Origin of the sequence: Acidovorax sp. SDU_ACID1 (genome assembly GCF_045291395.1) — a bacterium.
In the GTDB taxonomy this organism is placed as follows: domain Bacteria; phylum Pseudomonadota; class Gammaproteobacteria; order Burkholderiales; family Burkholderiaceae_C; genus MR-S7.
On sequence record NZ_CP152342.1, the window covers coordinates 1061390 to 1072977 of the forward strand.

11 protein-coding genes are annotated in these 11588 nt (G+C 66.4%); 10 read left to right on the forward strand and 1 reads right to left on the reverse strand.

The genetic code is table 11. From position 1 onward, the window contains the following. Positions 1–163: 163 nt before the first annotated feature. Positions 164–1498: a diguanylate cyclase gene (locus tag AAG689_RS05185; RefSeq protein WP_406625015.1), complete on the reverse strand. Its 1335-nt coding sequence runs from the start codon at positions 1496–1498 to the stop codon at positions 164–166. A gap of 141 nt (positions 1499–1639) precedes the next feature. Between AAG689_RS05185 and AAG689_RS05190 the strand changes: the two genes are divergently transcribed. From AAG689_RS05190 to AAG689_RS05235, 10 genes are all read left to right on the forward strand, one after another. Then, positions 1640–2308 carry a response regulator transcription factor gene (locus AAG689_RS05190; protein ID WP_406625016.1) on the forward strand — a complete coding sequence of 223 codons (669 nt, stop codon included), beginning with the start codon at positions 1640–1642 and terminating at the stop codon, positions 2306–2308. 101 nt (positions 2309–2409) lie between these two features. Next, positions 2410–3687: a sensor histidine kinase gene (locus AAG689_RS05195; RefSeq protein WP_406625017.1), complete on the forward strand. Its 1278-nt coding sequence runs from the start codon at positions 2410–2412 to the stop codon at positions 3685–3687. 95 nt (positions 3688–3782) lie between these two features. Further along, a complete protein-coding gene (locus tag AAG689_RS05200) occupies positions 3783–4193 on the forward strand; it encodes a YgiW/YdeI family stress tolerance OB fold protein (protein WP_406625018.1) in 411 nt (136 codons plus the stop codon). Between the two features lie 50 nt (positions 4194–4243). Then, positions 4244–5245 carry a YcjF family protein gene (locus AAG689_RS05205; RefSeq protein ID WP_406625019.1) on the forward strand — a complete coding sequence of 334 codons (1002 nt, stop codon included), beginning with the start codon at positions 4244–4246 and terminating at the stop codon, positions 5243–5245. A gap of 373 nt (positions 5246–5618) precedes the next feature. After that, a complete protein-coding gene (nhaA, locus tag AAG689_RS05210; protein WP_406625020.1) occupies positions 5619–7016 on the forward strand; it encodes a Na+/H+ antiporter NhaA in 1398 nt (465 codons plus the stop codon). Positions 7017–7078: 62 nt separating this feature from the next. After that, positions 7079–7438, forward strand: a complete 360-nt coding sequence (locus AAG689_RS05215) for a DUF2946 family protein (RefSeq protein WP_406625021.1) — start codon at positions 7079–7081, stop codon at positions 7436–7438. 247 nt (positions 7439–7685) lie between these two features. Continuing rightward, on the forward strand, positions 7686–8285 hold the full coding sequence (locus AAG689_RS05220) for an SCO family protein (RefSeq protein WP_406625022.1): 600 nt from the start codon (positions 7686–7688) through the stop codon (positions 8283–8285). Positions 8286–8317: 32 nt separating this feature from the next. Continuing rightward, on the forward strand, positions 8318–8788 hold the full coding sequence (locus AAG689_RS05225; RefSeq protein WP_406625023.1) for a copper chaperone PCu(A)C: 471 nt from the start codon (positions 8318–8320) through the stop codon (positions 8786–8788). Between the two features lie 57 nt (positions 8789–8845). Beyond that, the gene (locus AAG689_RS05230) at positions 8846–9268 is read left to right on the forward strand and encodes a DUF2946 domain-containing protein (RefSeq protein WP_406625024.1); all 423 of its coding nucleotides are present in this window, start codon (positions 8846–8848) and stop codon (positions 9266–9268) included. A 77-nt stretch (positions 9269–9345) separates the two neighbouring features. Beyond that, positions 9346–11586, forward strand: a complete 2241-nt coding sequence (locus AAG689_RS05235; protein ID WP_406625025.1) for a TonB-dependent receptor — start codon at positions 9346–9348, stop codon at positions 11584–11586. Positions 11587–11588 lie beyond the last annotated feature (2 nt).

The following is an 11588-nucleotide window of genomic DNA, read 5'->3' on the forward strand; positions in this document are numbered from 1 at the left end:
GTTGAACCAATTTTGCGACCAAGACATACTTTTCTGACTACGGGTTATCCCGGGCCACGTTGCGTGCAGTGCTGATCGAGGTAGATGGGATGGCGCCCGGCGCAGCGGAGCGATTCCCTGGAGGGCACTTGGCCTGGAAATTCGCCCGATGGACGAGGGTGCTTCAGGCGCAGGCGACCTGGTTGCGCCCCGTGCGCTTGGCTTCGTAGAGCGCGCGGTCTGCCATGTCCACCAGCATGGCGCTGTAGGCATTGAATGCTCCGTCGCTTGCGCAGGCCATGCCGATGCTGACGGTCACGCCCATGGGGCCGGTCCGCTCGTTGCCATGTACGAGGTCCTGCACCGTCTGCCGGATGGACTCGGCCAGTTCCCGCGCACCCTGGGCGTCTGTGCCGGGCAGCAGCACGGCGAACTCTTCGCCGCCGTAGCGTGCCACCAAGCTGCCCGTGCGCTGCACCTGCTGCGCCAGCACGCTGCCGACACGTTTGAGCACCTCGTCGCCGAACGGATGCCCGTGCGTGTCATTGAGGTGCTTGAAGTGGTCCACATCCATCATGAGCAGCGCCAGCGTCGTGCCCGCGCGTTGCGCGCGGCGCCATTCCGCCTCGAGCACCTCGTCGAACCGGCGCCGGTTGGCCAGCCCGGTCAGCGCATCCGTCACGGCCAGCGACTCCAGGCGCGAGGTCAGCAGCCGAAGCTCTTCCTGCTGCCGCCGCGATTCCGTCACGTCCATGTGCGAGAAGAAGCTGCAGCCGTTGGCCTGGGTGCCGCGCAGCTCGACAATGCGCACCCAGCGGTCGTGCGGCAACGCCAGTTCGTAGGGAGCACCGGAAAAGCGCTGCCGCTCCTTCAGTGCCGCGAGGCCGGCGGTGTAGCGTGCCGTCGGCTCTTCGCCGAGCCATGCACCCGCATAGATGTCGCCGAAGTGGCGCCGTGCCAGGTCCGCGATGCCGGACAAGCCGTAGAGCACGAGGAAAGCGTGGTTGGCCCAAATGGCCAGGTCGTGCTTATCGACCATCAACACGCCGTCCGCCAGGCTCTCCAGCGCCGTCGCCGCGTCAGGAGAGATGGACGCCGGCAAAGGCGCCACCTGGGGGTTGAGCCGGTCCTGCATGCCCGTGAGCAAGGGCTGTGTCTTGCGCCACAAGCGCACGCGGCCGTGGCCTCCCAGCGGCAGGGACGCCACCCGTACCCGGTAGCCATGGTGATCGAACTCGTAGGAGCGCTGCTGGCTGCGGTGCCGCAGAACGCCATCGTCAATGTAGCGCTCCATCGAAGGCAGTTCCTCCTCGCTCAGCCTTTGCCGGTAGAACCGCCGCAGATTCTCCCGGTAGTGCTCGCCAGGGTAGACGTGCCCCGCGTGTTCGGGGAAGAACTGCAGGAAGGTATCGTTCCAGAGGAGCGTCCGGTCTTCTTCGTCGAAGACGCACAGGGCGACTTCGAGTTGGTCGAGCGCCGTAGCCAGGGTGCGCAAAGCGGCTTCGTCGGATGTGTTCACGGCGGAGTTCCACGGGATTGAGCGCTGTCTTCCGAAGCAAGGAGCGCGAGCGATGGGCACTGGTTGGATTTCGGTGAGCTATTGTGCGCTACGGCGCGTCCACATCAGATCCGCTTCATCTTCATGTCTTAGGCTTGCCACATGCGCATCCTCCTGATCGAAGACGACCCTTCCCTGGGCAGTTCCCTGCAGTCATGGCTGCAGATGGATGGCTACGCGGTGGACTGGCTGCAGCGTGGCGACCAGGCGGCCACTGCGCTGGCCACCCATGCATACCAATGCGTGCTGCTGGACAGGGGACTCCCTGGCCTTGACGGCGATGCCGTGCTCAAAGCCCTGCGCAGCGCCGGTGCGTCCCAGGCGCAGTTGCCGGTGATCGTGATCACGGCGCGCGATACGTTGGCCGACCGCGTGCAGGGCCTGGACTTGGGTGCGGACGACTACCTGGTCAAGCCTTTCGACCTGGAGGAGTTGTCGGCCCGGGTGCGTGCGGCTCTGCGGCGGGGCGCGGCGCAGCAGGCACCGCAATTGCGCCATGGTGCGGTAGCCCTCGATCCGGCAGCCAAAAGGGTAGCGCTGGACGGGGCTCCCGTCACGCTGACCGCGCGCGAATTCGCCGTTCTGCAGGCCTTGATGCGCCATCCCACCCACATCCTGAGCCGCGCACAACTGGAAGAAGCCTTGTACGGCTGGGGCGAGGAGGTGGAAAGCAACGCCATCGAGGTGCACGTCTACAACCTGCGCAAGAAGCTGGGCAACCGCTTCATCGTGACGGTGCGCAACCAGGGCTACGGATTGGCGCCCGCATGAAGTTCTTGCGATGGCTGCCGGAGGGCCCTCGGCCAAGCACTCAGCGCAGCGCACCGCCGGGCAGCAGCTGGTCGTTGCGGCGGCGCCTGTTGCTGGCGGTGATGGGTGCCAGCATCGGCCTGTGGCTGGTCAGCCTGGCCATCGTTGTCAGTGTGGCCTGGGCCGCCACTGGAGACGTTCTCGACGATGCATTGGAAGAAGGCTCGCGCCTGGTGCTGCAGCTGGCGCCCCAGGGCGAAGGGGCCGCAGGCGCATCTCGGGAGCCGCGGATGGAACATGGCGAGGTGTTGAAGCTGCGCATGTACTACCAGCTCGTGGCACCCGATGGCCGCGTGCTGCTGCGCGGGGAAGACACTCCCGAGAAGGCATTCGTGCCCCATGCCCGGTACAAGGAAAAAACCTCGGTCTGGGTCGAGGGAGAACTCTGGCGCGTGTACGTGCGTCCCGGTCCGCGCGGCATCACCGCCCAGGTGGCGCAGCCGATGGAGGAACGCCTGGAGATGCTGGAAGACATGGCCGAAGACCTGGCCTGGCCCGCGCTGACGCTGCTGGCGTTGCTGGGCTTGCTGAGCTGGGCATTGATCCGGCGTCTGTTGCGGCCGCTGGAGGACGCGGCGATGCGCATCGATGCCAAGTCACCGCACGATCTGGCGCCTGTGCAGGCACACAATCCGCCGCGCGAGCTGCAGCCTATTCTGGATGCGCTGAATGCGCTGCTGGCGCGCCTGGCTACGGCGCTGGATGGCGAGCGGCGTTTCACGGCAGACGCCGCGCACGAGCTGCGCACGCCGCTGGCCGCGTTGCGCATGCGTGTGCAGCTCATCGAGCGCGAGTTGAAGCTGCCCACGACCCATCTGCGGCAGCTGCGAGCCGATCTGGACCGCTGCACGGCACTGGTGGAAAGCCTGCTGGCACTGGCCCGTCTGGAGCCTCAGGCCGAGGGCCTGGTGCGTGAAGCCGTGGACCTGAATGCCTTGCTCGATGGCTTGAGTCTGCCGCCGAACGTCCGGGTGGAACGGGCCCTGGCCGTACCCCACCTGCGGGCAGCCCCCGCCTTGCTGAACAGTGCGCTGCGCAACCTGATCGACAACGCCGCGCGCTATGGCCGCGTAGGGGGCCGGGTGCGTGTCGAAACCATGCAGTTGCCGCACGGCGGTATACGCCTGGCCGTGCGCGACGACGGCATGGGTGTGCCGTCCGAGCAGCGGGCGCGCCTGGGCGAGCGGTTCTTCCGGGTGCTGGGCACCGGCCAGACTGGCAACGGCCTGGGCCTGTCCATCGTGGCGCGCATCGCGGCGCTGCATGGAGCGACTCTGCATTTCGAAGAAGGGCTGGAGGGGCGGGGGCTCGGCGCGGTGCTCGACTTCCCCGCGGACTGAAAGCACATCAGATTGCCTTCAGGTTCGCGCTTTCCAATAGCGTTGTTCCGCAACCGGCGGAGCTTCTTGCAACCACGGAAAAAAGGAGTTAAACCATGCGCTACATCGCTTCCACACTGGCGGTTGCCGCCGCAATGGCCCTGGGCGCTACCGTCGCCATTGCCCAGCCCTCGGGTTACACGGGTCCCAGCAACGCCCCCAAGGCCGTCGTTCCAGGCACTTACACAGGCCCCAGCAACGTGCCGCTGATGACGGTCAAGCAACTGCTCGACACGGGCCGGGACGACCAGGTCGCCCGCCTGCAGGGGCGCATCGTGTCGTTCGAAGGCGATGAACGCTACATCTTCGAAGACGCCACCGGCCGTATCACCGTGGAGATCGACAACGAGGACTTCCCGCCAGGCCAGACCGTGAGCGCCGAGCAGCGCGTGGAACTCGTGGGTGAACTCGACAAGGGCCTGCGCAAGACCGAGTTCGAGGTGGACCGCGTTACTCTGCTGCCCTGAGCTCGTGGCGGCCACGAATCGGCTGGCCGTCCATTTCGAGGAGGAACCTGATGAGCACCGAAGAAATCCGCGCCATCCTTACCGTTTGCCTGCTGGCCTCGTATGCGGACGGTGCCAAGCATGACCGCGAGCGCGAGCAGATCCGCCAGGTGGCGCAAGGCCTGGCGCAGGACCAGCAGGTCAACTTGCCAAGCTTGTACCAGGACGTGCTGGTGCGCCGCGTCCAACTGGCCGACGTGCTTCCGCAACTGGCCAGCGCAGAGGCACGCCTGCTGGCCTATGAAATGGCCGTGTGCGTATGCGAGGCCGACGGCCAAGTCAGCGCGCAGGAGCAGGCCTTTCTTGTCCAGCTGAACGAAGCCCTGGGGCAAGAGCCTACGGCGTTTGCTGCGCAGGCCGAGGCATTGGCCTGCGCCCCCTTGCAGACTGCCGCCGCAGCCACGCCGGAGATGGAGCAGGCAGGCCTGCCGGCCCCGCATCCTGCTGTCGTCGATGCGCTGCCTGGCACCACGGCACAGCGCCGCACCGGTACGTTGTCTGCCGCCGACATGGACCGCAAGATCCTCCATGCGGCGATTCTCAACGGTGCCATCGAATTGCTGCCTGAGAACCTGTCCACGCTGGCCATCATTCCGCTGCAGATGCGGATGGTCTACCAAACCGGCCAGAGCTACGGCTACGAACTGGACCGCGGCCACATCAAGGACCTGTTGGCGGCCCTGGGCGTAGGGCTGACCTCCCAGTACCTGGAAGAGGCCGGGCGCAAACTGCTCGGCGGCCTGCTGGGCAAGGCGGGCAAGGGTCTGTTGGGTGGACTGGGACGCCAGGCCGTAAGCATTGGCATGAGCTTCGCTGCCACTTACGCACTGGGCCATGTGGCCAACCAGTATTACGCGGGTGGACGCGCGCTGGGCACGCAAATGCTGCGTGATGCCTACCAGCACGTCATGGCCGATGGTCGTCAACTGCAGGTGCAATACCTGCCGCAAATGCAGGAGATGGCGCGGGGGTTGAATACCGCGAAGATCATGCAGATGGTGCGGGGCGGTTGATTCGGTCCCGGTCGAAATAGGGCGAATCCTCCGTTTGAATAGCAATCGCCCCGTCCGGCTTTGTGCCGGACGGGGCGATTTTTCTTCAGGAAACGATCTGTCAGAACCTGTCGAGGTTGCGTCCAAAGTCTGCAGCAGCATCCAGCTTGCGTAGCTAAGCGCAGGAACTGGTGCGGGCTGCCGGCGTCTTCAAGCTGGATATCGCGCTGCGCGCGTCGCCGGCCGCCTTGCCTCGTCAGGATGCGGTAGTTGGGGCGCTGCCGGCCTGAATTTCGTGCTGTCGCTCTGTAGAATACGGGCCGGGTGTTAGCTGCATGCCGCAGCGGGACAGGTTCATGCGTCGGTCGGGCCGCCACGCGGAGTTCTGACGACCATGCACCGCCACACCCCACGGCAGGATCTGCCGCGCGCCCAACTTCTGGCCGAACGCGCCTTCGCCACCTTCGACCGTTTCCTGCACATCGAAGCCGCTAGCGGCATCGTGCTGCTGATCGCCGCCGCCGTGGCGCTGATCTGGGCCAATTCACCGCTCGCCCACAGCTACCACGCGCTCTGGCACCTGCCGGTGTCGCTCGGCATCGGCGGCTTCACGTTCTCCCAATCGCTGCACTTCCTCATCAACGATGGCCTGATGACCGTGTTCTTCCTGGTCGTCGGCATGGAAATCCGCCGCGAAATCCACGAAGGCGCCTTGAGCAATCTGCGCCAGGCCAGCCTGCCGATCATGGCGGCGCTGGGCGGCGTGGCCGTGCCCGCGCTGATCTACGCCGCCTTGAACACCGACCCGTCGCGGCTGCAAGGCTGGGCCGTGCCCACGGCCACCGACATTGCCTTCGCCGTGGGCGTGCTGGCGCTGCTGGGCCGGAGCATTCCTTCCAACGTGCGCGTCTTCCTGCTGGCGCTGGCCATCATCGACGACATCATCGCGGTGCTCATCATCGCGCTGTTCTATTCGGGAGGGCTGGACCTGTCGGGCTTTCTCGTCGCCGCGATGGGCATCCTCGTGGTACTGGGCTTCCAGCGCATGGGCGTCGGCTCCGCCTTCGCCTATGTACTGCCCGGCGCCATCGTCTGGATCGGCCTGCTGATGACCGGCGCGCACCCGACGCTGGCCGGCGTCGTGCTCGGCATGCTGACGCCGGTGCTGTCACGGCCCACGCGCGAGCGCCCGCTGGACATGGTGGCGCACGCGGCTCAGAAACTGCGCGACCACGATGACGCGAAGGAGGCGCACCACCTGGCCGTGCCCCTCCGGCAACTGCGGCTGGCCCAGCGCGAACTGCTGCCGCCCGTGGTGCGCGTGCAGACGGCACTGCACCCCTGGGTGGCGTTCGGCATCATGCCGCTGTTCGCGCTGGCGAATGCGGGCGTGAGCATGGGCGGCATCGACCTGTCCGCGCCCGGCCCACAGTGGGTGATGGCCGGCGTCGCGCTGGCGCTGGTGCTGGGCAAGCCGCTGGGCGTGGTCGGCGTGAGCTGGCTCATGGTGCGCCTGGGCTGGTGCCGGCTGCCGCCCGGCGTGACCTGGGGCGGCATCGTCCTCATCGGCCTGCTGGCGGGCGTGGGCTTCACCATGTCCATCTTCATCGCCATGCTCGCGTTCGACAGCGAGGCCCTGCTGGGCGCGGCCAAGCTGGGCGTGCTGGCCGGGTCGCTGGTGGCGGCCTTGGCCGGACTGGCCTGGGGGGCCGTGTACCGGCGCGCACACGACGCCGCGCACGCTGCGCCTGCGACACCCATCGGCGTCTCGACCAACGTGAAGCAGCCATGAGGCCCGTCGTGGGTGACGCCTGCGAAACCCGTCTCGTGGCCTGATTCACGGATAATGCCAGTATGCACGCGCTGCGCACCTCCTCAATGCTTGTCCGCCTGATCCTGGCGTGGTTCGTGTTGATGCTGGGTGTCGCGGCTGCGTCGCCCCTCGTCCATCCCAAGACGATGGAAGTGGTGTGCTCCGCCGGCGGCGGCGTGAAGATCGTCTACACCGACGCCGATGGCGAGCCGGTGCAGGCCAACCAGCACACGCTCGACTGCTCCCTGTGTCTTCCTGCCGGCGCCCCCGTGCCGATGGTCAGCGTTGCGCTGGACATGCCCCAGCCCCTGGCACACGCCCTCAAGCCCCTTGTCTCGGCCCACATCGCCGCGCTCGTGGGCGCGCCTCTGCCCCCACGCGGGCCTCCGTCTCTCACCTGATCCGACGCGCCGGCCTGGCCCGTTCGGGCAGGCTGCCGCACCTGAGCGCGGCCCCGCCGTGCCATGCACGGCCGGACCGCCGACCGAACATCGGTCGCTGCACGGCAGCACGGGCTCGGACGGCTGACGTTCACACGCCTGGCAGCAAGCGCTGCCGTCGCGGCATGGGCACGCCCGCATGCCCGCTGCGCACCCGCCTGCAAGCGGCCAAGGCAACGATCACCACCCCAACGAGGAGCAGACACGCATGGACACCCATTCCCGGCATCGGCGCTACGCCATATGCGGCGTATTGGCCTGGCTGCTGGCCGTGGCCGGATGCCGCAAGCCCGCCGCAGCTTTTCATGGCATCGACGTCACCGGCGCCGATTACGGCTCCGACTTCCGGCTGAACGACCCCGAGGGGCGCAAGCGCACGCTGGCGGACTTCAAGGGCAAGGCTGTGCTGATGTTCTTTGGCTTCACCCAGTGCCCCGACGTGTGTCCGACTGCCCTGGCGCGTGCCGCCGAGGTCAAGCGCCTGCTTGGTGCCGACGGCGAGCGCCTGCAGGTGCTGTTCGTCACCCTCGATCCTGAGCGTGACAAGCCCGAAGTGCTCAAGGCTTACACCGCGGCCTTCGATCCCAGCTTCATAGGCCTGCACGCCGACGCGCCACGCACCGCCGAGACCGCCCAGCACTTCAAGGTGTATTTCAAGAAAGTGCCCACCGGCAACTCCTACACCCTGGACCACTCGGCGCTCAGCTACGTCTACGACCCATCAGGACGATTGCGTCTCGTGCTGCGCCACGAACAGAGCGCGCAGGAGTACGCAGACGATCTGCGCCAGCTTCTGCACTCGGCTTGACCCGCATTTCCACCATCACCCAGGAGATCACCATGCAACTCGCCATTCGCACCACCATCGTCGCCATCGCCATGCTCGCGGCTACAGCCCAGGCCCAAGTCACCGTCAAGGACGCCTGGGTGCGCGCTACCGTGCCGCAGCAAAAAGCCACTGGCGCCTTCATGCAACTGCAATCCGCCAAGGGCAGCCGGCTCGTCTCGGCCAGCTCGCCCCTCGCCCCCAACGTCGAGGTGCACGAGATGGCGATGCAGGACAACGTGATGAGGATGCGCCAGGTGCCCGCCATCGAACTGCCCGCAGGCAAAACGGTAGACCTCAAACCCGGCGGCTACCACATCATGTTCATGAACCTGACCCAGCCCGTGAAAGAGGGTGACACGGTGCCATTGACACTGGTATTCGAGGGCAAGGACGGCCAGCGCGAGACCGTGGAGGTCAAAGCGCCCGTGCGCCCGCTCAACAGCAACGCGGCGCCCGCGATGCACGGCGGCCACAAGCACTGACCGGTTTCGCAACCTGCATCGACCCAGCGGTATTCACCGGCCATCAACGCGCAGCGCATGCACAAGCGGCCTTCGGCACTCCGCTGTCCTTCGTGGCGCATCCGCTGCGTCCGGCTGGTCGTGCTCGCGCTGCTCTGGGGATGGTTAGCGGGGCCGCTCGTGCAGGCCCTGAGCCCCTCCGAGAGCGGCTGGGTACAGATATGCACCAGTCTGGGCACCAAGTTCGTTCAGCTCGACCAGGACGATGGCGCATCCGCGCCCCAGGACAGTCAATCCGCCCCTTCGGCGTTTCTGTCCACCGACTGCCCCTATTGCCGTTTGCATGCCAGTCTGGGGCTGGCGCCGGCCGACGTCCAGATACCGGTGCTTCCCAGCGCAGTCCATGCGCCGCCGCTGCCACCGGCAAAGCGCGCCGTATCTCCCGATCCTCCCTGGCCCCCGGCGCTGCCACGCGCGCCGCCATCGACGACCTCTGCTTGAACCGCCCGGCCTGCGCATGAGCGCGCAGCGCCGTCCCATGTGCTGCCTGCCTCGTGGGGCAGCGACAGGAGTCGTCCATGAACTTTTTCGCCTTCACTTTCAGTATCCCGGCGCGCCCGAGCGCGCACTCCTCTCCATTCCCTTCAAGCTACGCATTTCGCCACCGGCTTCTCGTCAAAAGCCTGTGGGTTGCACTGGGCGTCGTGCCTGCGGCAGTTCGTGCACAGTCCGAGCCGGCCACGCTGCCCACCGTGGTCGTCACGGATTCCACGCCCGAGGCCAACGGCAGGCTGAACCTCGACACGCCGTCCAGCACGGCCAGCCGGCTCGGCCTGACACCGCGCGAGACACCTGCCACGGTCACGGTGGTGGACCGAGCCACCATCGAGGCCCGGGGGGCGCAGGATACGCAGGAGGTCCTGCGTGCGATTCCCGGCGTCACCGCCCACAACGCGCCCGGCAACATCGGCGTGAGCTACCGGGGTTTCAGCGGTGCTTCGCTGAGCCAGCTCTTCAACGGCATCAACGTGCAGTACACCATCGCCGCACGGCCGGTGGACAGTTGGATCTACGACCGCGTCGAGGCCGTCGGCGGTGCGTCCAGCTTTCTCTATGGCGCCGGCGGCGTGGGCGGCACGATCAACTACATCACCAAGCTCGCCGAACGCTACGACATTTCCGAGGCCCAGGTGCGCCTGGGCACCCGTGGCCTGAAGGAGGCCTCCGTCGGGCTGAACCGGCGCATCGCCGGCGATGGCACGGGCAGCGCGGACCACTATGCCCGCATCGACCTGAACCACCGCGACGCCGACAGTTGGACCGAGGGCACCGGCACGCGATCGACGCAGTTCGCGACCTCGCTGCTGTCGGTCCTGGGGCGCGGCTTCACCCATACCCTGGCCTATGAGTTCCAGGACGAGAAGGTGGATCGTCCCTACTGGGGAACGCCCTTGCTCAACCCCATCGCCGGGACACTGCGTATCGACGATGCGACGCGCTTCAAAAACTACAACAGTGCCGATGGCATTTACGCGCAGCGTGTGCAGTGGCTGCGCTCGATTGCCGACTGGCGCGTGTCCGACGCCCTGCAACTGAAGAACACCTTCTACGTCTACGACGCCTTGCGCGACTACCGCAACGTGGAGAACTACCGCTTCGATGCCACCAACACTGCGGTCATCCGCTCCAGCACCTTGCTGCAGCGGCACGATCAGAACGTCATTGGCGACCGGATCGAGGGCACATACCAAGGTCAGATCGCGGGGCGCCGCAGCGATTGGGCTTTCGGGCTGGACGTGAGCGTCAACAAGCAGACTCGGTTTCCCAACAGCCTCTCGGGCACGGTCAGCACAGTCAATCCGTACCGCTTCGTCACCGAGAATTTTTTCAACATTCCGGGCATGACGCCGGGCTTCCGACCCGACCGGGACAACAAGGTCACGACCACCGCTCTGTATCTGGAGAATCGCACGGCCCTCTTGCCCACGCTGAACCTGATCACCGCGCTGCGGCACGAGCGCATCGACCTGGATTTGACCAACCGGCGTGAAGTCACGGCTGCCAATCCCGCGAGCTTCCAGCGCCGTTACCACCCGACCACCGGCCGCATCGGCCTAGTCTGGGACATTGCGCCGGGCGCCAATGTCTATGCCCAATATGCAACGGCCGCCGATCCTCCTTCGGGCGTCCTGTCCACTGCATCATTCGCGGACGTGCGCAACAACAGTGAACTGACGACGGGCCGGCAGGTTGAGGTCGGCACCAAGCTGGACTTCTGGCAGGGCAAAGGCACGGCCACGCTGGCGGCCTACCGCATCACGCGCAAGAACATCGCCACCCAGGATCCGAACAACAGCGCGCTCACGGTGCTGGTGGGCGAACAGTCGTCCCAGGGGATGGAACTGTCGGTCGGCCTGCAGCCTACCCGGCAGTGGGCGATCCAGGGCAACGTGACCTATGTCGATGCCCGCTATGAGAACTACCAGCAGGGCGGCGTGTCGCTGGCCGGCAGGACACCGGCCAATACCCCCTCCACGGTGGCGAATCTCTGGATGTCCTACGCATTCACCCCGGCGCTGCAGGCCAGCGTGGGCGTGCGCCATGTCGGCAAGGTCTATGCGGATGCGGCCAATACCCTGCGCTGGCCGGCCTACACGTTGATTGATCTCGGTCTGAGCTATCGGGTCAACCGCAACGTCTCCCTCGTCGGCCGCATCCGCAACGCCACGGACAAGCGCTATGCGGCCAACCTGACAAGCACGATGGCCTATCTGGGCGCGCCGCGCACGGCCGACGTTAGCGTGCGCGTGGCCTTCTAGGA

Bases quoted from the DNA above. Each gene is read 5' to 3' on its own strand.
- nhaA (WP_406625020.1), top strand. From the start codon at position 5,619: ATGCACCGCCACACCCCACGGCAGGATCTGCCGCGCGCCCAACTTCTG.
- AAG689_RS05200 (WP_406625018.1), top strand. From the start codon at position 3,783: ATGCGCTACATCGCTTCCACACTGGCGGTTGCCGCCGCAATGGCCCTG.
- AAG689_RS05225 (WP_406625023.1), top strand. From the start codon at position 8,318: ATGCAACTCGCCATTCGCACCACCATCGTCGCCATCGCCATGCTCGCG.
- AAG689_RS05220 (WP_406625022.1), top strand. From the start codon at position 7,686: ATGGACACCCATTCCCGGCATCGGCGCTACGCCATATGCGGCGTATTG.
- AAG689_RS05235 (WP_406625025.1), top strand. From the start codon at position 9,346: ATGAACTTTTTCGCCTTCACTTTCAGTATCCCGGCGCGCCCGAGCGCG.
- AAG689_RS05195 (WP_406625017.1), top strand. From the start codon at position 2,410: ATGGGTGCCAGCATCGGCCTGTGGCTGGTCAGCCTGGCCATCGTTGTC.
- AAG689_RS05230 (WP_406625024.1), top strand. From the start codon at position 8,846: ATGCACAAGCGGCCTTCGGCACTCCGCTGTCCTTCGTGGCGCATCCGC.
- AAG689_RS05215 (WP_406625021.1), top strand. From the start codon at position 7,079: ATGCACGCGCTGCGCACCTCCTCAATGCTTGTCCGCCTGATCCTGGCG.
- AAG689_RS05190 (WP_406625016.1), top strand. From the start codon at position 1,640: ATGCGCATCCTCCTGATCGAAGACGACCCTTCCCTGGGCAGTTCCCTG.
- AAG689_RS05205 (WP_406625019.1), top strand. From the start codon at position 4,244: ATGAGCACCGAAGAAATCCGCGCCATCCTTACCGTTTGCCTGCTGGCC.